Source organism: Parasphingorhabdus sp. W113, assembly GCF_055693205.1.
In genome coordinates, this window is record NZ_CM146328.1 from 354180 (window position 1) to 377555 (window position 23376).

General features: G+C 57.8%; 22 protein-coding genes and 2 pseudogenes. 17 read left to right on the forward strand and 7 right to left on the reverse strand.

Features of this window, described 5'->3' with window-relative positions:
- The first annotated feature begins 9 nt into the window (after positions 1-9).
- From pufB to pufM, 4 genes are all read left to right on the forward strand, one after another.
- The gene (gene pufB / locus ACZ1GS_RS01600; protein ID WP_472696751.1) at positions 10-243 is read left to right on the forward strand and encodes a light-harvesting antenna LH1, beta subunit; all 234 of its coding nucleotides are present in this window, start codon (positions 10-12) and stop codon (positions 241-243) included.
- A 12-nt stretch (positions 244-255) separates the two neighbouring features.
- Positions 256-441 carry a light-harvesting antenna LH1, alpha subunit gene (gene pufA, locus ACZ1GS_RS01605; protein ID WP_207989776.1) on the forward strand — a complete coding sequence of 62 codons (186 nt, stop codon included), beginning with the start codon at positions 256-258 and terminating at the stop codon, positions 439-441.
- Between the two features lie 124 nt (positions 442-565).
- The gene (pufL, locus tag ACZ1GS_RS01610) at positions 566-1390 is read left to right on the forward strand and encodes a photosynthetic reaction center subunit L (RefSeq protein ID WP_472696752.1); all 825 of its coding nucleotides are present in this window, start codon (positions 566-568) and stop codon (positions 1388-1390) included.
- A 15-nt stretch (positions 1391-1405) separates the two neighbouring features.
- Positions 1406-2335 (forward strand): photosynthetic reaction center subunit M, encoded by a 930-nt coding sequence (gene pufM, locus ACZ1GS_RS01615; RefSeq protein WP_472696753.1) that lies wholly within the window; start codon positions 1406-1408, stop codon positions 2333-2335.
- Positions 2336-2453: 118 nt separating this feature from the next.
- Here pufM and ACZ1GS_RS01620 read toward each other — a convergent pair whose 3' ends face one another.
- The 7 genes from ACZ1GS_RS01620 to ACZ1GS_RS01650 all read right to left on the reverse strand — a co-directional run bounded on the left by ACZ1GS_RS01620 (position 2454) and on the right by ACZ1GS_RS01650 (position 9148).
- Entirely contained in the window at positions 2454-2726 is a 273-nt protein-coding gene (locus tag ACZ1GS_RS01620) for a hypothetical protein (RefSeq protein ID WP_472696754.1), read from the reverse strand.
- A gap of 9 nt (positions 2727-2735) precedes the next feature.
- Positions 2736-3218 (reverse strand): TspO/MBR family protein, encoded by a 483-nt coding sequence (locus ACZ1GS_RS01625; RefSeq protein WP_472696755.1) that lies wholly within the window; start codon positions 3216-3218, stop codon positions 2736-2738.
- Positions 3215-4411, reverse strand: coding sequence for a geranylgeranyl diphosphate reductase (locus ACZ1GS_RS01630; RefSeq protein WP_472696756.1), 1197 nt, complete (start codon positions 4409-4411; stop codon positions 3215-3217). The genes ACZ1GS_RS01625 and ACZ1GS_RS01630 overlap by 4 nt, the downstream gene beginning before the upstream one ends.
- Positions 4412-4422: 11 nt before the next feature.
- The gene (locus ACZ1GS_RS01635; RefSeq protein WP_472696757.1) at positions 4423-5778 is read right to left on the reverse strand and encodes a BCD family MFS transporter; all 1356 of its coding nucleotides are present in this window, start codon (positions 5776-5778) and stop codon (positions 4423-4425) included.
- A complete protein-coding gene (chlG, locus tag ACZ1GS_RS01640; RefSeq protein ID WP_472696758.1) occupies positions 5778-6680 on the reverse strand; it encodes a chlorophyll synthase ChlG in 903 nt (300 codons plus the stop codon). Before chlG ends, ACZ1GS_RS01635 begins: the two co-directional genes overlap by 1 nt.
- A gap of 90 nt (positions 6681-6770) precedes the next feature.
- Positions 6771-8186: a transcriptional regulator PpsR gene (ppsR, locus tag ACZ1GS_RS01645; RefSeq protein ID WP_472696759.1), complete on the reverse strand. Its 1416-nt coding sequence runs from the start codon at positions 8184-8186 to the stop codon at positions 6771-6773.
- 14 nt (positions 8187-8200) lie between these two features.
- Positions 8201-9148 carry a cobalamin B12-binding domain-containing protein gene (locus ACZ1GS_RS01650; RefSeq protein ID WP_472696760.1) on the reverse strand — a complete coding sequence of 316 codons (948 nt, stop codon included), beginning with the start codon at positions 9146-9148 and terminating at the stop codon, positions 8201-8203.
- A 144-nt stretch (positions 9149-9292) separates the two neighbouring features.
- Between ACZ1GS_RS01650 and bchF the strand changes: the two genes are divergently transcribed.
- From bchF to puhE, 13 genes and pseudogenes are all read left to right on the forward strand, one after another.
- Entirely contained in the window at positions 9293-9892 is a 600-nt protein-coding gene (gene bchF / locus ACZ1GS_RS01655) for a 2-vinyl bacteriochlorophyllide hydratase (protein WP_472696761.1), read from the forward strand.
- Complete coding sequence (locus ACZ1GS_RS01660) at positions 9889-11184, forward strand: ferredoxin:protochlorophyllide reductase (ATP-dependent) subunit N (RefSeq protein ID WP_472696762.1); 1296 nt, start codon at positions 9889-9891, stop codon at positions 11182-11184. Before bchF ends, ACZ1GS_RS01660 begins: the two co-directional genes overlap by 4 nt.
- 2 nt (positions 11185-11186) lie before the next feature.
- Positions 11187-12737 (forward strand): ferredoxin:protochlorophyllide reductase (ATP-dependent) subunit B, encoded by a 1551-nt coding sequence (bchB, locus tag ACZ1GS_RS01665; RefSeq protein ID WP_472696763.1) that lies wholly within the window; start codon positions 11187-11189, stop codon positions 12735-12737.
- Positions 12727-16313, forward strand: a pseudogene (locus ACZ1GS_RS01670) (magnesium chelatase subunit H). The gene bchB and the pseudogene ACZ1GS_RS01670 overlap by 11 nt, the downstream one beginning before the upstream one ends.
- A gap of 13 nt (positions 16314-16326) precedes the next feature.
- A pseudogene (gene bchL / locus ACZ1GS_RS01675) lies at positions 16327-17213 on the forward strand (ferredoxin:protochlorophyllide reductase (ATP-dependent) iron-sulfur ATP-binding protein).
- Positions 17210-17908 carry a magnesium protoporphyrin IX methyltransferase gene (bchM, locus tag ACZ1GS_RS01680; RefSeq protein WP_472696764.1) on the forward strand — a complete coding sequence of 233 codons (699 nt, stop codon included), beginning with the start codon at positions 17210-17212 and terminating at the stop codon, positions 17906-17908. The pseudogene bchL and the gene bchM overlap by 4 nt, the downstream one beginning before the upstream one ends.
- Before the next feature lie 17 nt (positions 17909-17925).
- On the forward strand, positions 17926-19323 hold the full coding sequence (locus ACZ1GS_RS01685; protein ID WP_472696765.1) for a BCD family MFS transporter: 1398 nt from the start codon (positions 17926-17928) through the stop codon (positions 19321-19323).
- A gap of 34 nt (positions 19324-19357) precedes the next feature.
- Entirely contained in the window at positions 19358-20128 is a 771-nt protein-coding gene (gene puhA / locus ACZ1GS_RS01690; RefSeq protein ID WP_472696766.1) for a photosynthetic reaction center subunit H, read from the forward strand.
- A complete protein-coding gene (gene puhB / locus ACZ1GS_RS01695; RefSeq protein ID WP_472696767.1) occupies positions 20125-20742 on the forward strand; it encodes a photosynthetic complex putative assembly protein PuhB in 618 nt (205 codons plus the stop codon). The genes puhA and puhB overlap by 4 nt, the downstream gene beginning before the upstream one ends.
- A complete protein-coding gene (gene puhC, locus ACZ1GS_RS01700) occupies positions 20739-21215 on the forward strand; it encodes a photosynthetic complex assembly protein PuhC (protein ID WP_472696768.1) in 477 nt (158 codons plus the stop codon). Before puhB ends, puhC begins: the two co-directional genes overlap by 4 nt.
- Positions 21212-21508: a hypothetical protein gene (locus ACZ1GS_RS01705; RefSeq protein WP_472696769.1), complete on the forward strand. Its 297-nt coding sequence runs from the start codon at positions 21212-21214 to the stop codon at positions 21506-21508. Before puhC ends, ACZ1GS_RS01705 begins: the two co-directional genes overlap by 4 nt.
- Positions 21508-22593 (forward strand): magnesium-protoporphyrin IX monomethyl ester (oxidative) cyclase, encoded by a 1086-nt coding sequence (gene acsF / locus ACZ1GS_RS01710; protein ID WP_472696770.1) that lies wholly within the window; start codon positions 21508-21510, stop codon positions 22591-22593. The genes ACZ1GS_RS01705 and acsF overlap by 1 nt, the downstream gene beginning before the upstream one ends.
- The gene (gene puhE / locus ACZ1GS_RS01715; protein ID WP_472696771.1) at positions 22587-23369 is read left to right on the forward strand and encodes a putative photosynthetic complex assembly protein PuhE; all 783 of its coding nucleotides are present in this window, start codon (positions 22587-22589) and stop codon (positions 23367-23369) included. The genes acsF and puhE overlap by 7 nt, the downstream gene beginning before the upstream one ends.
- Positions 23370-23376 lie beyond the last annotated feature (7 nt).

Consider the following 23376-nt stretch of genomic DNA (forward strand, 5'->3'; position numbering starts at 1 on the left):
GAAGGAAATATGAGCGATACAAATGACGACCGCTTCGGTCCGGGGGCCTATCTGACCCCTGAGGAGGCCAAGGAGTTTCACAAAATATTTGTGAGCAGCTTCATCGGATTCACCATCATCGCAATCATTGCGCATGTGCTGGTGTGGATGTGGCGGCCCTGGTTCCCAGGAGTCAATGGCTATGCAATGTTGAATGACGGTGTCGAGGTCGCGCAAGCAACCATCACCGCGTTCCTGGTTTAGGGAGACAGTATCATGTGGAGACTTTGGTTAATATTTGACCCACGCAGGACCCTGGTTGCGCTTGCAATCTTCCTGTTCGTTCTGGCGCTCTTGATCCATTTCATTCTGCTCAGCACTGATCGTTTCAACTGGATTGAAGGCCCTGGCGCCGGACCGGCTGCAACGGCTTCGCTGGAACAGTCTGAACGATTGACCTGAACCCAAGCCCCATAGAGGTCACGATGCGAGAGCATCGTGCCTCTCATCGGGGATGAGATTTTGAAGATGCTTTGAGTGCGTACCGCTTTGCGGTGCCTACGAATCATGTACAGAGGATATTGCAATGTCGCTGTTAAGCTTTGAAAGAAAATATCGTGTCCGCGGCGGGACGTTGATCGGCGGGGATCTTTTCGATTTCTGGATCGGCCCGTTCTATGTCGGGTTTTTCGGCGTTTTATGTGCAATATTCACGATTTTGGGGACCGCGCTGATATTTTATGCAGCAGCGATCGGGCCAACCTGGAACCCCTGGCTCATTTCCATAAATCCACCAGACATTAGCTACGGACTCAGTCTGGCACCGCTCAAGGAGGGCGGATTCTGGCAAATCATCACGATGTGCGCGACGGGCGCCTTCGTCACCTGGGCCTTGCGGGAAGTAGAGATTTGCCGCAAACTCGGCATGGGCTATCATGTCCCGATCGCCTTTGGTTTTGCGATATTTGCCTATGTCACGCTGGTTATCATCCGGCCCTTTTTCTTGGGCGCATGGGGGCATGGCTTCCCATACGGAATTTTCAGCCATCTCGATTGGGTATCCAACGTTGGCTATCAATATGTGAACTTCCATTACAATCCGGCGCATATGATCGCCGTATCATTCTTCTTCACGACGACTCTGGCGCTTGCGCTGCACGGGGCCCTGATCCTGTCGGCGGTCAATCCGAAAAAGGGCGAGGAAGTCAAGACGCCGGAATATGAAGACACGTTTTTCCGGGACTTTATCGGCTATTCGGTTGGTACCATCGGTATCCACCGGGTTGGTTTGTTCCTGGCGCTCAACGCCGGCTTCTGGAGCGCTGTTTGTATTTTCATCGCTGGCCCACTCTGGACCGAAGGTTGGCCGGAATGGTGGGAATGGTGGCGCAACATGCCGATCTGGAACTGAGGGGAGAAATAGCAAATGGCACGGTATCAGAATATATTCACGCAAGTGCAGTTGCAGCATTCCCCGGAAATGGGAGTGGCTCTGCCGCCCAATGAACAGGCAGACCGGACGAAAGAAACGGCTTTCAGCTATTGGATGGGGAAATTCGGGCAAGCCCAGATTGGTCCGATCTATCTCGGCTGGCTCGGCATCGCTTCGTTGCTGTTCGGTTTTTTTGCGATCGAGATTATCGGCTTCAACATGCTGGCGTCGGTCAACTGGAACCCTTCCGAGTTTCTCCGCCAGTTTTTCTGGCTGACCCTTGATCCGCCGGGACCCGAATATGGCTTTTCGCCCTTCGTCCCGCTTAACGAAGGCGGCTGGTGGATATTGGCCGGCTTTTTCCTGACCCTGTCCATCCTGCTATGGTGGGTCCGAACATATCGCCGCGCGCGCGCGCTCGGCATGGGAACCCATGTTGCCTGGGCGTTTATGAGCGCGATCTGGCTCTATCTGGTGCTGGGCTTCATCCGCCCCTTCTTCATGGGCAGCTGGTCCGAAGCCGTACCCTTTGGCATATTCTCGCACCTCGAATGGACCAATAATTTTTCGCTGATGTACGGGAATCTCTTCTATAACCCATTCCACGCGCTTTCGATTGTGTTCCTCTACGGATCGGCTTTGCTCTTTGCGATGCACGGCGCCACGATCCTGGCAGTTGGCCGCTATGGTGGCGAACGTGAACTGGAGCAGATTACCGATCGCGGGACCGCTTCCGAGCGCGCTGCGCTGTTCTGGAGATGGACCATGGGCTTTAACGCAACGATGGAATCGATCCATCGCTGGGCCTGGTGGTTTGCCGTGCTTGTCGGCATTACCGGCGGCATCGGCATATTGCTGACCGGAACGGTGGTCGATAACTGGTATTTGTGGGCGATTGAGCACCATTATGCGCCGGAATATTAAACGGACTGCATCTCCAAACGGTTATTCCCATTCCCCGGGATAACAAGAAAACCCGGTCTCGACAGGCCGGGTTTTTATTGTGTGGCAGTGCTGACCGGGCGGCCAGCACCGGATTGCCTTAGCGCTGGTCCCGATTGTGGCGACCCAGCATCTTGCGGCGATGAAGGTCATAGAGATGCACGGGAAAAGCGAGGGTCAAGGGAATCGAAACCAGATACCAGGGCAGACCGGTCAGCGCCGCCCGCAAGGCGATCATCATCAAAATCGCAGGAACCAGCGCGGGCAATATGGTCCGCCAGGGATGACCACGGATGCGGAGCCAAAAGGCTTCGACAACCAGCACCGCGAGCACCACGTCCACCGCTCGGCCGCTGGCGAAAAATTCGGTCATGACCGGTGCCTAGCCAAAGGGACCGTTGAGCTGCATCACTTGATAGTTAAGCGCGCCGGCGATCGAGACCCAGATCAAGTAGGGCACCAGCAGCAGCGCCGCGCCTTTTGAAAAACGGCTGCAAAAGGCAATCAGAACGGCGATCGAAATCCACAAGGCGACCAGCTCGATCATCGCCCAATCCGGCCGCTGCATTCTGAAAAACAGGAAGCTCCATAACAGGTTGAGAAAGCCGTTCAATGCGAACATGCCCAGCAACAATTCGGCATGGCGTCGCGTCGGTGCTTTCTGCCAGGCCAGGAACCCGGCCAGGGCAATAAGCGCAAAGATCGTCGTCCAGATAACCCCGAACAAATAGCCGGGCGGTGCCCATTGGGGTTGCTGGAGGCCGTAATACCACTCGTCCAATACGGTGATGGTTCCGCCCATGATCGCGACCATGAATGCGAGGCCGCCAGCAATCACGATCGGAAAAAGGGCGGCTCGGTTCATCTCTCTACAGCTTTCAATCCAACCAAATGCCCCAAATCCTTGAAGAATATTTTCACATGCGCCATGGGGTCACGCTTCACCAATTCTTTGTTCATATAGGCTTCCCAAGTCAAGCGCTGGACATCGGGATCATCGCACATTTTGACGAAACGCTCCCGGCGTTTGTCATTCTGGTACCAGAAATATTGCATCATCCCGAGAATCCAGAAAACTTTGCCATGCGCTTTCATAAAGGCTTTACGGGCGCCGCGCAGCGCCTTGGCATCGCCGGTTTCGAGAAATTCATGCACCGCATTGGCCCCCAGCCGACCGGCGGTCATCGCATAATAAATGCCTTCGCCGGAAGACGGGGCGACCACGCCAGCCGCGTCGCCCGTGACCAGAACATTTCTGCCATTGTCCCAGCGTTTCAGAGGCTTGAGCGGAATCGGCGCGCCTTCCTTGCGAATGGTTTCCCATTTGGAAAGGCCGGTTTGCTCGCGCATCTGCCGCGTGGTTTCGCGCAGGGGAAAGCCTTTGTTGGCGCTGCCCAGCCCGATGCTGGCGGTCTTGCCATGGGGAAAGACCCAGGCGTAGAAATCCGGCGACAAATGGCCCTGATAATAGACGTCGCAGCGGTCTTCCTCATAATCATCGGTGCAGTTTTCCGGCACCTTGACCACTTCGTGATAGGCGAAGACGCAAGGGACTTTCGATGCGTTCTTGATCGATTGTTCCGCGACTTTGGAGCGCGCGCCATCGGCGCCGATGACGGCGCGTGCGGTGACCGACTGCAGCGCGGCGTTGCGGCTGGAGCGATAGGAAACGGTTGCGATGTCGCCCTCATTCTGCGTGACCGTCTCGCAGCGCCCGGTCGCCCGAACGGCCCCGGCGCTGGCGGCCCGATTGCGCAACCACTCGTCAAACTGATCCCGATCGACCATCCCGACATAGCCGTCACCCACCGGCATGGTCACGGTCTTGTTCGATGGCGCAATGATCCGCGCGCTGTGGGCGTGGGCAACCAGCAGCGATTGCGGGATATCGAAATCCTTCATCAGCCGGGGCGGAACCGCGCCCCCGCAGGGTTTGATCCGGCCGGCCTTGTCGAGCAACATGACCTTGTGTCCCTGGACGGCGAGATCATGAGCGGCAGTGGCGCCGGAAGGGCCACCACCAACGACAATAACATCAAACTCGGCTGGCTGGTTCATCGTTTCTATCCTCAGTTAGTGGGTTCGGCTTGGGGGTGTTTGGCACGAACCAGTGTCGTCCCGGTGGCGACCACCGCCGCAAACAGGAACATCAGGGCTTCAATTCCGAAGACAATCTGGAAAGCGGTCATATCTTCTCCGGTCAGCGCTCGCAGCTGATCGACGATGATGGCCCCGGTCAGGCCGCCCATGCCGAAGGCAATGGCCTGCGATGCGCCCCAGACGCCCATGCGCGCGCCTTCGCCCGATGCGCGTCCCTTGCTCGCCAGGCCGAGCATCGCGCCGACCGCGGCAACGGCAAAGATTCCATTGGCGACGCCGAGGCCGAACACATTGGCGGTCAGCGGCCAGGACATGCCTGCCGTGGCTGCAAAGGAGAGGCCGGCGAGCATCACCGCTGATCCGACGCAGCCTAGGACGATCCACAATTTGAGATTCTGGCCAAAGCGTTTGGCATAAAGGCTGCCGCCGACACCCGAGATCAGCATCCCGAGAAGTATTCCGCTATGTTGTATGCCGGCAAGCTGGGTGGATTCTCCCGGCGTCATGTTGAAAATGAATCCGGCAAAGGGTTCCATGATCAGATCCTGCATGCTGTAGGCCAGCATCGAGATGAAGACGAAAAAGGTGAACCGCCGCGCCTCTTTTTCCTGCCAGATTTCGTGCAGTGCCTGCTTCAGATCCGGTGTTTGCAAACGTGCATTCGGACGACGAACAACCTGTGAATTGGCCTCCAGTCCACGCAGTGCGACCATCGCGACACAAAAGGCAATAAGGGCGACCAGACTGCAGACGATGGCCAGGCGTGTGGCGTTGAACGGATCGAGAAATTCGCCCGAGATGCCCGCGGCCACAACAATACCGGCGATCATCATCGTCCAGCTGATCGCAGCGGCTGCGGGCTTGCGCTCGGTGGCTACCCGCGAAGCGAGCAAGGCGAGCAGGGCGGTGCCGGATATACCAACGCCAAAACCGATCATGGTGAAGGCAAGAATGGCTAGCGAAATGGCGAACAGGCTCGGGTTGGCCATCATGATCGTGGCATCAACCGCAAGGATCGCGCCCAGTGCCAGCATGCTGAGGCCGACCACAATCCATGGTGTTCGGTGGGCGGCCTGGTCTGATTTATGGCCCCATAGCGGCCGGCTCAACTGAACGGCATAGTGCCAGGCCACCAGTGCGGCAGGGATCGCAGCAGCGGTGGAATATTCCACCACCATAACCCGGTTGAGCAAGGACGTTGCGAGCATGACAATGGCCCCGATCGCCGCTTGCACCGTGCCGAGCCGGAAAATACCAATCCAGCCGAGCCCTTCGCTTTTCGGTCGCGATACCGTGTGATCCCGATTCTGGGGCAAGCTTGCCATCAGATATATCCTCCCAATCCCAGCGCAGCCGCCAGCATGCCAAAGACATAAAGTGAAATGCCGGTGGCGTTATACCAGGGCGCATATTTCCGTGGGTTCCGGACCAGGCGGACCATCAAGCCCAGCTGGATCAACAGGAACAAGCCGACAATCATCGCCGACAGATGGAAGCTTTGCAGCGCGAGCAATGCGATAACCGCCACCTGCGCCAGCGCCATGATGGCACAGGCATAGAGCGCAGCCGGCTTGACTCCCAGGGTCACTGGCAAGGATCGCAAGCCCATCGTACGGTCGCCCTCGACCGCCTTGAAATCATTCAGCGTCATGATGCCATGGGCGCCAATACTGTAGAGCACCAGAATGATGATAATATTGGTGGCGGGCAATGCGCTGACCATCACGCTGGCACCGGTAAACCAGGACAAGCCTTCATAGCTCAAGGCACAGGCCGCGGGCCCCAGCCAGCCACTGCGCTTCAGGCGCAGCGGTGGTGCGCTATAGGCCCAGCCGAAAAACAGGGCAACGCAAGTCGCCACAAAGACCCATGGACCCAGCAATCCGCCAACCACCAGAGACAAGGCCGTGCCGACCAGCGCGATCCAAATCCCCCAGCGGCCCGGAATGCGGCCGGAAGGGATCGGGCGGTCGGGTTCATTAATTGCATCGACATGGCGGTCACACCAGTCGTTGATCACCTGGCTTGTGCCACAGACAATCGGACCGGTCAGCAATATGCCGCCCACCAGAAATACCCAGTTTTGCGTGAGTGAAGCGCCGGACGACACGACGCCGCACATGAACGCCCACATCGGCGGGAACCAGGTGACCGGCTTGGTTAGTTCAACGACATCCGAAAGCGCCGGAGCGCGCCAGGGCGTTTTGGAAAGGGCCGAGTCTGCCATGTCCAAAGGCTATGCCACATCATAGAGAGTGTCAAATTATTTGGACATTTAATCTGTCCAGTTTTTCGGCCGATTTTGGCTGCCGGAAAGCTAGTCTTTTCCGGACAAGTTGCCGAGGCCGTGGCGGTGCAATTTGGAGTAGAGGCTCTGCCGGCTGAGGCCAAGAATCTCGGCAGCGGATGCGCGATTGTCGGAGGTGTGGATGAGCGCCGCTTCGATACACATCCGCTCAATCAGATCGGTACTTTCGCGGACAATTTCCTTGAGCGGTTTGCGCCCGACCAGTTCGGTCAGCTGATCGACCGAGCGCGGAAGGTCCCGGTCCGATTGCGGCAGGTCGCGTTCACGCCGTCCGATACTGCGAACCGAATAACCGAATAGCGGCTGATCGCGTTCGATCATGATCGCCGAGATCTCGACCGGTTCTTCCCCGCCATTGAGATCGTTGACGACCGAACTGAAATTGCGGACGTTCTGGTGATCCTTCAACTGCTTCTTGAGCAGGTTGAGATCAACATCGGGGCGACCGACAAACTGGTTCAGTGAAACACCGATCAGTTGCTCAACCGATCCAGCCTGAACCAGTTCTGCAAAGGCGCGGTTGGCGATGACAATTTGCTGGTTTTCTTCGGTCAGCACAAACGCGTCCGGCATTTTTTCGACCGCATCGAGAACATATTGATCGGACCGCCGGTTCGGAACCTCGTGCAAACCATCTTCGATGTTGATCAACCAATATTGGTTGCCGGACTGACGAAAGGCGGACGCCGACATCTTGACGAAACCATCCCGGCCGAGGAGCTGAACGCTGACCGGATCTTTTGCTCCATTGACTGACACCGCTCCAATATAGGCAATGATCGCGTCGCGAAATTTGGGTTCAACCAGGTCGAGCAGGTTCCGATTTTCGAGGGCGCCTGCGGCAGCGTTCATCAACGTGTGGCTGGCGCGATTGGCTTGCTGGATTTCGTTGGTTTCGGCATTGATGATCAGCACCGGATAGGAAATATTGTCAAACAGCACCCGATACCGTGTCTCGGTCTGGCGCAGATTCAAATAGTCGCGCTCCATCGATTGTTGCGTCTTGAGCAAGCGTTGCTGCAAAGCGGCAATCGATCGCAGATCACGGCCAATGGCAAACATCCAGGGGCCTTTTTCGGGTTTGATGACTTTATAGGAAACCGGAACATCTTCGGCGTCATAGGGGTGATTGACCTGTCGCCAGACGCTGTCCGAGGTTACGTCGTCATTGAGCAGTTTCTCGATTTTGGGGCGGCTTTCGATGGTGACCGTGTCGGTCCATTTTTTGCCGATCCACTGGTTGGCAAGCCCATGATCACTGACATTTACAGCAATATCGCGAACAACCTGATGCTCGTCGATGGCCAGCATGAAATCGCCCGAACAATAAGCCAGTTCGATAATATCTGCTTTGGAAAATCCCTCAAACATGGTGTCTGGATCGTTGAACGGGATTTTGTGATTGCCAGTTGATTCCAGATTCATCGGACCGTTCCGTCCTAAGTCAGCTGCTCGAACACATCCGTATTCAGTGGTACCAGATTATTGGCTAGCTCCACTGCGCTGGGCGCATCCTTGGCGGTGAGATCGGCGCCGCACAGGTCAATAAGGTCTGGATTCTCGTTGATCACTCGGCCCCCCATCATGATACAGATTCCCGGATTGCTTGAAACCGCTCGAATAGCGCTCACCAGGTCCGCGATGCGGCGGGTAGCGCAATCACAGCTGATCGTCAATCCGATCAGATCATATCGGCAATTGGCGAATTTTCCGAGCAGTTCGGACTGGCTCGGTTCCATCAGGATATCGGTGTCCCAACCGGCGCGCTCGAAACAGTCGGCGACCATGATTGTTCCAAAACTATGCTGTTCGCCCGGCATGGTCGAAAACAGGGCTGACCGTTGCCCCATGCCTTCCACCGCCAGAGGCGGGATCCGCTGGGTCAATTCCCGCAGCACTTCCTGAATGCGCCACAAGCCCATTGTGACTTCGACGAAATCCGCTTTTTCATCTTCCCAGAATGTGCCAAGCAAACGGGCAGCCGGGGCAAGCAAATCGACATAGAGGGTTTCCACCGTGCTGCCCTTGGCCAGACAATGTTCCAGAAACTCGAATAGAGATTCGGCATCACCATCTACACTCAGCAGGGTGAATTCCTGGACTTCCTTTTCGGTAATCGAAGGATGGGCAGGTCCGTAGGAATGCGGTACCAACGCTTTCTGATCCAGCCGGTTATGAGGATCGTGCTGATCAGCGATCAGCTTGGGTATCACCAGATTTTCGAGCAAAATCGACAGGTCATGTGCCGTGTTCTTGCCATCGAGCATGGCATATTGTTCGAGCGATGGGTCGGCAATATCTTGCCGTTCGTTTACCGGATTTTTGCGGTTTGAGCGCCAGTCGTCCAATTTCGACCGGAGCTCGGATATTCCAAAAACAGCAGCCATATTCAGACTCTCCTCGAAGTCTGGTCGGCGTAGAATGACGTCGGCCGCATGAGCAGTTTTCTGCTTCATGAGACTCGGAGAGTATAGTATATTTAAACAGAAAACAATCCGCCTAGTGTCAATTATTTTAGACGTCTAAAAAACTTGACACTTTCCCGAAAAAGGCACAGTCTCTGGTTTCCATTTAGGGGAGCCAGTGATCTGTCCAGAAACAGACATCTTGAATCCGGAGAAACACCAACCAGACCGCTAGCTCTGGCCCGGTCTGACGCGCCATTTCAACTATATACATCCGCTCAGCGAAAGCGCCGCGATGATTCGAAATGGACTCTGGTTCAGGCCATTCTGGCGCCGGTGCAGTTCCTGATCTTTGGCATCAGTCTGCTGCTGGTGATACGATTTTTGCTGACCGGACAAGGCGAGGCGGCTGCCGAATGGTCCATCCTGCTGAAAACATTTGTGCTTTATGCGATCATGGTCACCGGCTCGATCTGGGAAAAGGTCGTGTTCGATGAATGGCTGTTTGCAAAACCGTTTTTCTGGGAAGATGTTTTCAGCATGGCGGTGCTGGCCTTGCACAGCGCCTATATTGTGATGCTGTTCAATGACTGGGGCAGTGTCCATGAGAGGATGTATGTCGCACTGGCTGCCTATGCCGCTTATGTCATCAATGCCGGACAGTTTCTGCGCAAATTGCGCATGGCCCGCCTCGACATGCAGGGTCAGATGGTGGCTGCCCAATGAACGCGACGCTGCCGATAACGCCATTGACGCGCGACGCTGCGGGTGGTGACTGCGCGCCGGTTCTGAAAGAGCGCGGACAGCGCGAAGTATTTTGCGGACTCACCGGCATTATCTGGCTGCACCGCAAGATGCAGGATGCCTTTTTCCTCGTGGTCGGATCGCGGACCTGTGCGCATCTGTTGCAATCTGCTGCTGGCGTGATGATATTCGCCGAACCCCGGTTTGCCACCGCGATCATGGAAGAGCGGGATCTGGCGGGTCTGGCGGATGCCAATGACGAGCTTGACCGGATTGTGGACCAGTTGCTGGTCCGGCGTCCCGAAATCAAATCCCTGTTTCTGGTTGGCAGCTGCCCGTCGGAAGTGATTAAACTGGATCTGGCCAAGGCCGCGCAGCGTCTGGGTGCCAAGCATGCGCCGCAGGTGCGGATTCTCAACTATTCCGGCAGCGGAATCGAAACGACCTTTACCGAAGGTGAAGATGCCTGCCTCGCGGCGCTGGTGCCGGAGATGCCGACGCTTCCCGCTGACGCACCATCCAATTTGATCGTCGTTGGTTCTTTGCCGGATATTGTCGAAGACCAGTTTATGCGGTTGTTTGCGGATCTGGGCATTGCCAATGTGGCCAGTCTGCCCGAGCGCGCCGTGGCTGATCTGCCTGGCGTCGGACCGAATACCCGGTTCCTGCTCGCTCAGCCGTTTCTCGGCGACACGGCGCAACGGCTCAAGGAACGTGGCGCGCAGCGGATTGATGCGTTGTTTCCATTTGGGGTCAATGGCACAACCGACTGGTTGCGCGCAGCGGCCGAAGCCTATGGTGTGGATATGGCGCATTTCGCGCAGACGCTGCAGCCCTATCAGCAACGAGCGGTCAAGGCCCTCGATCATCAGCGCGAGAAACTGGCGGGAAAATCGATTTTCTTCATGCCGGATTCGCAGCTGGAAGTCCCGCTTGCGCGCTTTCTCGCAGACGAAATGGGGATGACTCTGGTCGAAGTTGGTACGCCTTATCTGCATCGCACCCATTTGGCGCGCGAGTTGGCGGCCCTGCCGGCCGGGGTGCAGATCAGTGAGGGTCAGGATGTCGACAAGCAACTGGACCGGGTCCGCGATAGTCGCCCTGATCTGACGGTTTGCGGTCTAGGTCTGGCCAATCCGCTGGAATCCGAAGGCCTGTCGACCAAATGGGCCATCGAACTGGTTTTCTCTCCCATTCACGGGTTCGACCAGGCGGGTGACCTGGCTGAACTATTTGCCCGCCCGCTGCGGCGGCGCGACGTGCTGAGGGTATAGATATGCAGCTTTCCGTTTGGACATATGAAGGCCCGCCCCATGTTGGTGCTATGCGTGTGGCCACGGCGATGGAAGGCATTCACTATCTGTTGCATTCTCCCCAGGGCGACACTTATGCTGATCTGCTGTTCACGATGATCGAGCGGCGCGGTAAGCGCCCACCGGTGACCTACACGACCTTCCAGGCCCGCGATCTGGGCAAGGACACGTCGGAACTGTTCCAGGCGGCGGCACGCGATACGGTGGAGCGTTTCGCACCGGATGCAATGCTGGTTGGCGCATCCTGTACCGCCGAGCTAATTCAGGATGATCCGGCTGGCCTGATCGAGAATATGGGTTTGCCGATCCCGGTCATTCCGCTGGAACTGCCGAGTTATCAGCGCAAGGAACATTGGGGCGCGGCCGAGACTTTTTACCAGATTGTCCGCAAGCTGTCTGACAAGACGCGGCGGCCGACTCCGATGAACGACCGGCGGCCCAAGGCCAATCTGTTGGGACCAACTGCCCTCGGGTTCCGCCACCGGGATGATATTATCGAGGTGACACGACTGCTTGATGCGATGGGCATTGACTGTCATGTTGTGGCACCGCTCGGGGCCAACGCGGCGGATATTGCCGGCCTGGGCGAAGCCGATTTCAACATCGTGCTTTATCCCGAAACCGGCGATCTCGCGGCCGACTATCTGAAGCGGGAATTTGGCCAACCGGTTGTGCGCACGGTTCCGATCGGGGTGGGCGCCACCCAGGATTTCGTTCGTGAACTGGCGGGATTGACCGGTATCGATCCGGAGCCGATGCTGCGCGAGGGCCTGTCCCGGATGTCCTGGTGGAGTCGCTCGGTTGATTCCAATTATCTGACCGGCAAGCGGGTCTTTATCTTTGGCGATGGCACCCACGCGGTTGCAGCCGCCCGCGTCGCCAGTGAAGAACTTGGCTTCAAGGTTGTCGGCTTGGGCTGTTACAATCGTGAATATGCCAGGGACGTCCGGGCCGCTGCGAAACTCTACGATGTCGAACCGTTGATCACCGACGATCATCTCGAGGTTGAAAAGGCGATTGCCGAGGCGCAGGTGGAACTGGTTCTCGGCACACAGATGGAACGCCATATCGCGAAGCGGTTGGGCGTCGGCTGCGCGGTAATTTCCTCCCCCGTGCATGTCCAGGATTTCCCCGCGCGCTATTCGCCGCATATGGGCTTTGAAGGCGCCAATGTGCTGTTTGACGAGTGGGTCCATCCGCTGGTCATGGGCCTGGAAGAACATTTGCTGACGATGTTCCGCGATGACTTTGAATTTCACGATGGGGCAGGGCCATCGCATCTCGGCCCCGGTCATGGTGCGGCAACCGCTGCAATCGGGATGGAAGGCGGTGCCGATCCGGCCAATGACACCGAAGCCGTGTGGAGCGCCGATGCTGAGCGTGAATTGAAGAAAATACCTTTTTTCGTGCGCGGCAAGGCGCGTCGCAACACCGAGACATTCGCAGCGGACCACGGAGTCAGCACGATCGAACTGGCGACGCTTTATGAAGCAAAGGCCCATTATGCCAGGTAGCGCTCGCCCCTCTGTCCGCGTGGTCATTGTCACACTCGACAATCACCTTGCTGGTGCGGTCGCGCGCGCCAATGCCCAATTGGCTGCGGACAATGTCAGCATTGGCTTCTATGCCGCTTCGGATTGGGATCGCGATCCGTCGGTGCTGGAGCGTGCAAAGGCGGATATTGCCCAGGGCGATATCATTATCGCGACCATGTTGTTCCTCGAGGATCATGTGCGCGCCATTCATCCCAGCCTGCTGGCCCGCCGCGAGGATTGTGATGCGATGGTCGGCATCATGTCGACCGCCGATATCGTCAAACTGACCCGGCTGGGCAATTACAGCATGGACAAGCCCGCCAAGGGGCCGCTGGCTCTGCTCAAGAAATTGCGCGGCTCGAAAAAGCTGGAGGCAGTTCTGGTGCCGGCCAGATGCGCATGCTCCGCCGGCTGCCCAAGATTTTGCGGTTTGTGCCCGGCGCGGCGCAGGACGTACGGCAATATTTTCTGACTCTGCAATATTGGCTCGCCGGATCCGATGACAATGTTGTCGACATGGTGCGGGCGCTGATCGATCGCTATGCCAGTGGCGAACGGGAAGCCCTGCAGGGCCAGATGGCGGCCGAACCACCGCGCGAATATCCGGAAGTGGGGGTCTACCATCCCGATATGGCGGATCGCTTGTCGGAAGACGCGAGCAAATTGCCAAAAGTCAAAAAAGCGACCGGCACCGTTGGCGTGCTGATGCTCCGCTCTTATTTGCTTGGCCGCGATACCGGTCATTATGATGGCATGATCGCAGCGCTGGAAGCAGCGGGATTGCAGGTCATCCCAGCCTTTGCCAATGGTCTCGATTCCCGGCCGGCGATCGCGCAATATTTTACCGAGAATGGCAAGGCAACCGTCGATGCGGTGATCAACCTGACCGGTTTCTCGCTGGTCGGCGGGCCGGCTTATAATGATGTCGATGCCGCGGTTGAAATCCTGTCTGATCTGGATGTGCCTTATGTTGCCGCCCATCCGATCGAGTTTCAGTCGCTTGAACAATGGGGCCAGGGCCGGATGGGCCTGTTGCCGCTCGAAACAACGATGATGCTGGCTATTCCCGAACTGGATGGCGCGATTGCGCCCAGCGTCTTTGGCGGCCGCTCCGATGGCGCGCCGGAAGGATGTACCGGCTGCAGCAGAAACTGCAAATTTGGCACCAATGATGCCGTTCGCGCCATGCAAAGCTGCCCGGAGCGGGCGGCGACGCTGGCTCGCAAAGTGTCAGAAATGATTGCCCTGCGACAGGCCAAAAAGGCGCAGCGCAAGCTTGCCATTGTCCTGTTCAATTTCCCGCCCAACGCCGGTGCAACGGGCAGCGCTGCCCATCTTGCGGTGTTTGAATCGCTGCACGCAACGCTGCAACGTCTGCACAGCGAAGGTTACGCCGTCGAGGTTCCGGCATCGGTCGATGATTTGAAAGCCGCCCTGCTACAGGGCAATGCCGAACGCTATGGGGCCGATGCCAATGTCGCCGCGCGAATCAGTGCCGACGATCATGTTCGCCGCGAGCCCCATCTGAAGGCCATCGAGGCCCAATGGGGTCCGGCACCCGGTCGGCAGCAAAGCGACGGTCAGGCGATCCATGTTCTCGGCGCGCATTTCGGCAATATTTTTGTCGGCGTCCAGCCGGCCTTCGGATATGAAGGCGATCCGATGCGCCTGCTGTTTGAAGGCGGCTTTACGCCTACCCACGCATTTTCAGCCTTTTACCGCTATATCCGCGAGGATTTCGGGGCGCATGCCGCGCTGCATTTTGGCACCCATGGCGCGTTGGAGTTCATGCCCGGCAAACAGGCAGGGATGAGCGGCGATTGCTGGCCCGAACGGTTGATCGGTGATCTGCCGAATTTCTATCTCTATGCGGCCAACAATCCCTCCGAGGGTATTATCGCGAAGCGCCGCTCCGGCGCCACCTTGATCAGCTATCTGACACCCCCGCTCGCGGAAGCGGGCCTGTACAAGGGCTTTTCCGACCTCAAGGCGCTGCTCGAGCGCTTCCGGACGACTGACAAGAGCGATGCACAGAGCCGGGATCTCGAAGAGATGATCCGGGATCAATGCGCGGATCTCGATATTGAAGCCGGGGATATGGATAGCCTGTCCGGCCGTCTGTACGAGCTCGAGCGTGAACTGATTCCCCACGGACTGCACGTCTTTGGTGCCGCGCTGGCGGAAGACGAGCGCGACGGTCTCGTCGATGCGATGGTCGAGGCCAGCCCGGCGATCGAACGGACGGATATTGAAGCGAAGCTCGATGCCAATGACGAGCTTGGATCGCTGATGCAGGCCTTGGACGGCGCGTTTGTCGCACCGGCACCAGGCGGCGATCTGCTGCATAATCCGGATGTCTTGCCAACCGGCCGCAATCTCCACGGTTTTGATCCGTTTCGTATACCAAGCGCATTTGCCTGCAAACAGGGCGCTGAACAGGCCGGTCAGTTGATCCACCGGCATGAAGCCGACGGCGGCAAACTGCCGGAAAGTATCGCGATGGTGCTTTGGGGCACCGACAATCTGAAAAGCGAAGGCGCGCAAATCGCCCAGGCGATGGCGCTGATCGGCGCCCGGCCGCGCTTTGACGACTATGGCCGTCTCGCCGGTGCCGAATTGCTCTCGCTGGAAGAATTGGGACGGCCCCGGATTGATGTGGTGGTTACCCTTTCCGGTATTTTCCGCGACCTGCTGCCGCTGCAAACCCGGATGATTGCCGAAGCCACCTGGCTGGCCAGCGCGGCAGACGAGCCGATTGCGCAGAATTTTGTCCGCAAGCATAGTCTCGCGCATCAGCAACAGCATGGCTGCGATCTGGAAACCGCAAGCCTGCGGGTTTTTTCCAATGCACAGGGTGCCTATGGTGCCAATGTCAACATGATGATCGATGGCGGGACCTGGGCCGATCCCGACGAGCTCGCCAACATGTTCGAGCAGCACAAGGGCTATGCCTATGGTCGCAACGGTGTTCCCTGTCAGCAGCGCGCACTGCTCGAAAGCGAACTGGCCGGGGTTGAACTGACTTACCAGAATCTGGAATCGGTCGAGCTCGGCGTGACCGATATCGATCACTATGTCGATGGGCTTGGCGGCATGAGCAAGGCGGTCGAAAAGGCTCGCGGGTCGGCCAGTCCGGTCTATGTGGTCGATGCCACCCAGGGCGACACCAAGGTGCGGACGCTGGGCGAACAAATTGATCTCGAGACCCGGACCCGGATGCTCAACCCGAAATGGTATGAAGGCATGCTGAAGCACGGTTTTGAAGGTGTCCGGCATATCGAAACCCATGTCACCAACACAATGGGCTGGTCGGCAACCACCGGTACCGTATCTCCCTGGGTCTACCAGAAAATCAGCGAAACCTTCGTGCTCGATGACGAGATGCGGGCGCGGCTGGCGGAACTAAATCCCAAATCTTCGGCTCGCGTGGCCGATCGCCTGCTCGAAGCCTGCGATCGCGACTTGTGGGTACCGGATGCAGAAACCCTGGCGGCCTTGCAGGCTGCCAGCGACGACTTGGAAGACCGGCTCGAAGGCTTGGTCGCAGCAGAATGAGGAGCGCAATATCATGACGTTACTGGATGGCGAAAGCCCACCCGACGGTGAAGGCAGCGTACAAGTTGCTCTGGACCCTACGGATGAAATCAAGGGCGCAAAAGTCTTTGCGGTTTATGGCAAGGGGGGATCGGCAAATCGACCACCTCGTCCAACCTGTCGGCGGCCTTTTCCAAGCTCGGCCACCGGGTCCTGCAAATCGGTTGTGATCCGAAGCATGATTCGACCTTCACCCTCACCAAGAAAATGGTGCCGACGGTGATCGATATTCTCGAAACCGTCGATTTCCACAGCGAGGAACTCCGCGCCGAGGACTATATGTTTGAAGGCTATAACGGGGTGATGTGTGTTGAGGCGGGTGGCCCGCCGGCCGGCACGGGCTGCGGAGGCTATGTGGTGGGTCAAACCGTCAAACTGCTCAAGCAGCATCATCTGCTCGAAGATACCGACGTGGTGATTTTTGACGTGCTCGGCGATGTGGTCTGTGGCGGCTTTGCTGCGCCGCTGCAACATGCCGACAATGCGATTGTCGTCGCGGCCAATGATTTCGACAGCATTTTCGCGATGAACCGGATTGTTGCGGCGATTAACGCCAAGTCGAAAAATTATAATGTCCGTCTCGCCGGAGTCGTTGCCAACCGGTCGGCGGAGACCGATGAAATTGACCGGTTCAGCGACAGTATCGGCATGCGGCGGCTCGCGCATTTTGCTGATCTTGATGCCATTCGTCGGTCGCGCCTGAAAAAATGCACCCTGTTCGAGATGGAAGACAGCCCGGAAGTCGAAGAGGCTCGGCAGGAATATCTGAATCTCGCGAAAAAACTGTGGGACGGCGTGGATCCGCTGGAAGCGAAACCAATGAAGGATCGCGATATTTTCGAATTTCTGGGGTTTGAATGATGGAACATAGCCTGACCTCCACAACCTATCAGCAAAGCCGCAGCCGGCTGGAAACCTATTTTGACAAGACCGCGCGGAAGGCCTGGGAAGACCTGACATCCGACGCGCCGGTCAGCGGCATTCGGGCCACGGTACGGGCAGGGCGTGATGCGATGCGTGATGTGCTGCTATCCTCCCTGCCTTCGGACATGCATGGCATGCGGTTGCTGGATGCCGGTTGCGGAACCGGGGCGCTGGCCATTGCCGCCGCCGAACGGGGTGCCGATGTGATCGCCATTGATGTCTCGCAGGGTTTGATTGATGTCGCCCAGAAACGCGCGCCTACGGGATTGTCGATCGATTGGCGCGTGGGCGACATGCGCCACCGTGATCTCGGGATTTTCGATCATATCGTCGCGATGGATTCGCTGATCCACTATGATGCCGACGACGTGGTTGCCGTGCTGCACGCCTGGGCGGATCGCGCCAATGAAATTGCCTTTACCTTCGCGCCCAGCACGGCGCTGCTGCGGACCATGCACAGGGTCGGCAAGTTGTTCCCGCGCAATGACCGGTCACCGGCGATCAAACCGGTGGCAGAGAATCACTTGCGTACAGAGCTGGACGAGGCCTTGCCCGGCTGGAAGATCGATTTCACCCAGCGCATATCCAGCGGCTTCTACAAGTCACAGGCCATGGGGGTCAGTCGCCAATGACCCAGCGGCCATCATCTGTGACTTTCTGGCAGAGCGTGGGTACACGCTTTCTGCCGTTCGCGGATGCGGCCAGCGCAGATCTTCCTTTATCCCGTCTCCTGCGGCTTTCCCTGTTTCAAATCAGTGTCGGCATCGCGGCGGTATTGCTCAATGGCACGCTAAACCGGGTGATGATTGTGGAACTGCAAATCCCGACCTGGATCGTGGCGCTGATGATAGCGCTGCCGCTGATGATTGCGCCGTTCCGGGCGCTGATCGGCTATCGCTCGGACACCCACCGGTCGGTGCTGGGCTGGCGCCGGGTGCCTTATATCTGGTTCGGTACGCTGGGCCAGTTCGGCGGGCTGGCGATCATGCCATTCGCTCTGGTCCTGATGACCCGACCCGATACGTTTGTCGCCGGTGTCACCGCCGCCTGTCTGGCGTTTCTGCTGACCGGCGCCGGCATGCATGTCACCCAGACCGCGGGCCTGGCACTCGCCACTGACATCGCATCGGAAGACAAGCGACCAAGGGTTGTGGCGCTGCTTTACGTGATGCTGCTGGTGGGCATGATGGTTGCCTCGTTCACAATCGGCAATCTGCTGGCGGGTTTTACTGCAACCAAATTGATCCAGGTTATCCAGGGCGCAGCCGCGCTGACGATGGTGCTGAACATTGTTGCGCTGTGGAAGCAGGAAGCCCGCAACCGCGCAATCACCATGTCTGACACGCCAAGGCTGCCTTTCTCCGAAATCTGGGCGTCCTTTGCCTCGCAACCCAATGCCAAACGGCTGCTGATCGCGATCGGTCTCGGTGCCATGGCTTTTGCGATGCAGGATGCGTTGCTCGAACCTTATGGCGGAGAGGTTCTCGGCCTGTCCGTAGGTTCAACCACCGCTCTGACCGGCGTCTGGGCGTTCGGCGCGCTGCTCGCCTTTGCATTTTGCGGCCAGCAATTGTCGGCGGGATCCGATCCGCTCCGGCTGGCCGGCTATGGCGGCGTGATCGGGGTGGCTGCTTTCTTGATGACGCTGTTTGCGGCGCCGCTTGACTCCGTCATTCTGCTGTTTGTCGGTGCGACGATTATCGGTTTTGGCACGGGGCTTTTCTCGGTTGGTACGATGATCGCCGCGATGGGTCTGGCGCAAAAGGATTCGGCTGGCTTGGCGCTGGGCGCCTGGGGGGCGGTGCAGGCCAGTTGCGCCGGACTGGGCATCGCTCTGGGCGGGTTGATCCGCGACGGCATGAGCGGTCTTGCACTGGCGGAAACCATGGGCGCGACGCTGGCCTATCGGGCGACGGGATACGGCGTCGTCTACAGCCTCGAAATTATTTTGTTGTTAGTGACACTGGTCGTTTTGGGACCGGTCATCGGCCTGAAGCGGACCGCTGCGCCAGCCAAGCAATTCGGCCTGACCGAATTTCCGACATGATAGTGAAGACACGAACCGAAAGGGAGAATGTAAGATGGATGATGTAAAACTGATAGGCACATTTGATGTGACCGAGATGGTGTTTCTCGCGTTCGTGCTGTTTTTCCTGGCACTGGTATTTTATCTCCGCCGCGAAGATCGCCGCGAAGGCTATCCGCTGGAGGATGAAACAACCGGCCGTGTCGATACGTCCGGCGGTCCGCTGCTCACCGCAACACCGAAAACATTCCTGATGCCATTCGGCCGGGGTACGGTTTCAACGCCAACCCAGGGACGGGAAAAGGTCGATGTTGCCGGCGCGCGGACATTCCGGTCTCCCGGTGCGCCTTATTATCCGACCGGCAATCCCCTCGAAGATGGCCTTGGCCCGGCAGCCTGGGCAGAGCGGTCCCGTCATCCCGATCTCGACGCCGAAGGGCGCAACCGGATTGTTCCTATTGGCTTGGCTGAACATATCGCCGTGCACCGCAAGGATCCCGATCCGCGCGGCATGACCGTGGTCGGTGCCGATGGGGAAGTGGCGGGTACTGTGTCCGATCTCTGGGTTGACCGGGCGGAACATCAGCTCCGCTATCTCGAGATTGATACTGGCGCCAAAAAGGTCTTGGCGCCGATGGCGATGTCGAAAGTGAAGGGCAAGAAAAACACGGTTGTCATCGATGCCTTGAATGCTGCCGATTTTGCGGCCGCACCGGTCCCGGCGAAGGATGGTGAAATCACCTTTTACGAGGAAGAACGCGTCGTTGCCTATTTCGGTGGCGGCTATCTCTATGCCAATCGCGAACGGCAGGAGCCGCTGATATGAGCGAATATGATCATGAACCGATCCGCGGATTGCCGGAAGCGCTGCCCGAGGATGAGCATATTATCTGGCAAGGCGCGCCCGATTGGAAAGCCATGGCGATATCGGCTTTGCACATCCGTTTGACCGCCATCTATTTTCTGACAATCGCTGCGATTGCCTTGTTTCAGGGCGACTGGGGCACCGGTGTCGCGATGCTCGGACTGGGCACGATCGTGGCGGCCTTGTTCACGCTGTTCGCCTGGGGTGTCGACCGCACCACGGTTTATACGCTGACCAACAAGCGGATCGTGCTGCGCATCGGCGTCGCGCTCAACAAGTGCATCAATATCCCGCTCAGCCAGATCGAATCCGCCAATCTGAAGGCGCTTGGCCATGGGCATGGCAATATTGTGCTGCGTCTCAAAGGCATGCCGCGGCTGGGCTATCTGATGCTCTGGCCGCACGCCCGCTCGCTCCGCTTCGCGCGACCGCAACCGATGCTGCGCGCGATTCCCGAGGCCACCCAGGTGGCGCAAGCCCTGTTTGCGGCGACCAAGGATGTGCAGGCGGTAGCGCCCGCCACATCATCCACGGATCAATCCCGTGATATCCCGCTGAAAGGTCTGCCAGCATGAGCCACGCCCATGATCATGATCCCACGGTTCCGCGCGGCGCTCTGATCGGAGCGGCGGCGTTGCTGTTGTTTGTGATGGCGCTGACCGGCGCTGTTTCCTGGGGTCTGATTCCGCAATCCGCCAATCCCGAATTGAACCGCAGCGCGGCCCAGGTGGCCCCTGCGCAGGAGCGGCAGCTCTATTTCAGGGATCGGGCCGATGGCGCGGTTGTCATAACCGATGCGGTAACCGGCGCCACGGTGAAGGTGATTGGCTATGGCGAAGGCGGTTTCGTCCGCGCGACCATGCGCCGGATGGCCAAAGCCAGATTGGCCAAGGGTGCCGGCGCTGAAGTGCCGTTCACGCTGATCCTCTGGGAAGATGGCGCCTTGTCACTGAACGACCCGGAAACGGGCGGCGAAGCCGAAATACATGGATTTGGGCCTGACCATTCCAGGGTCTTTGCCGAAATGTTGAAGGAGCCAGGCGCATGACCACTCTGCTGTCATCCCGGAAATTTGAAACCGGTTGCCGGATCGAAATCGAGCAAAGCCCCGAGCATTTTCACGCACATGTCGAACTGGATGGTAATATCCCGATCTTCCCCGGCGATCGTGTGCAGGTGCACGGCGATCCCGTCACCGTCTCATTCGGCGAGAAGGTCGTTTTCGATCGCAACGTCACCGTTCAGCGCGCCGGCTTGCTGCGGCGGGCCTGGACCAAATTCGCCGGCCATTTTGAAATGGCTGAACTTTATGAAGTCAGTTTCACCCCCGGGAGGCTTTGATGAACGCTCAAACCAAAATACAACCATCCGCAACCGCTACGCCGGACACGCCGGATACAATGGCGATTGCAACCCAGGACACGGTTCTCGCACCGCGTTTCTACACCACGGACTTCGATGCGATGGACAAGATCGACGTCTCGTCGGTACGCGGCGAGTGGGAAGGTCTGATGACCGAAATGGAAGGCGATCCCAACAAAAAGCATTTCAAGAAAACCGATGCGTTTGATGGCATTATCGAAGGACTCGAGCCGGACCTCAAAAAGGAGTTTATCGACTTTCTGGCGAGTTCGCTGACGTCCGAATTTTCCGGCTGTATCTTATATGCGGAAATCGCAAAGCGGACGAAAAACCCGGATATGAAACGGCTGTTCAAACTGCTCGCGCGGGATGAAAGCCGCCATGCCGGTTTCATCAATGAAACGCTGAAGGGATCGGGTATCGGGGTGGATCTCAGCTTTCTCACCAAGACCAAGAAATACACCTATTTCAAACCGAAATTCATTTTCTATGCGGTCTATCTGTCCGAGAAAATCGGCTATGCCCGCTATATCACGATTTTCCGGCATCTCGCGCGCAATCCGGAGAATAAGTTCCATCCGATTTTCGACTGGTTCGAGGAATGGTGCAATGACGAGTTTCGCCATGGCGAAGCCTTCGCGCTCCTGCTCCGGGCCGACCCCAAGCTGTTGACCGGCATGAACAAGCTGTGGATCCGTTTCTTCCTGCTTTCGGTCTATGCCACCATGTATGTGCGCGATCACAATCGGCCGGTTTTCCACAAGGCACTGGGTGTGCATCCGGCCGATTATGGCTATGACGTTTTTGCGATCTGTACCGAGATCAGCAAACAGGTTTTCCCGGTTGAGATTGATACCGATAGCCCGCGCTTCCGCAAGGCGATGGAGGATCTGCGTCTGGCTTCGGTTGCTATCGAAGACGCCAAGGCCCGCGGAGGTGTGATCGGCAAATTGAGTCAGGCCAAGCATGTCTCCAAGGCCGGTATCGCCTTTCTTCGCATGTATTTCATGAAACCCAAGGTCAATGCCTTGCCCAGCACCATTCGGCTGGCACCCGCATGGTAGGTCTGCCCGACCTTGGACTGCCGTTTCTGGTGGTCATTGCCCTGTGGTTTGTCAGTACGGGCCTTGTGGCGGCGCTGAATCATCGCCTGCGGCAATCCTTTGGGCGGGCGTTGATCATTGCCAGTATCTGCGGCCTAGGCGGCTTGTCCCTGCTGGTCTGGACCAGCAACGCCACTGCGGTCTGGTCGATCTATGTGTCCTTTGTCGGCGGTCTGCTGATCTGGAGTTGGCACGAAATCAGTTTCCTGACCGGAGCTGTCGCCGGCTCCCATCGCGACCCTTGCCCGCCGGGAGCAGCCGGATGGCAGCGTTTCTCGCTGGCGACCATGGCGCTTATTCATCATGAAATTGCCCTGGCGATGACAGCGGGCCTGCTCTTGTCGCTGGCCGCTGTGACCGCCAATCCGACCGGTGCATTGACGTTCGCGCTGCTGCTGATCTTCCGCTTGTCATCGAAACTGAATATCTATCGCGGTGTGCCGAATATGAGCGATGAATTGCTGCCGCGGCATCTCGACTATCTCAAAAGCTATTTTGGACCGAAGCATCTGCGGCCGCTATTGCCCCTGACAATCGGCATGATTCTAGCGCTCGCCGGCTATTTCGCGCTGAGTGCCTATGGCGCTGTCGATGCGCCAGCCGCGGTACAGGCGGCGCTGCTGTGCTGTCTCTGCTTGCTCGCGGCGCTGGAGCATATTTTTCTTGCAGTTCCGTTCCGGGACTCCGCCTTGTGGCAATGGGCACTGGAAAGTCGGAGCAGGCGAACAAAAATTTAGAATCGTT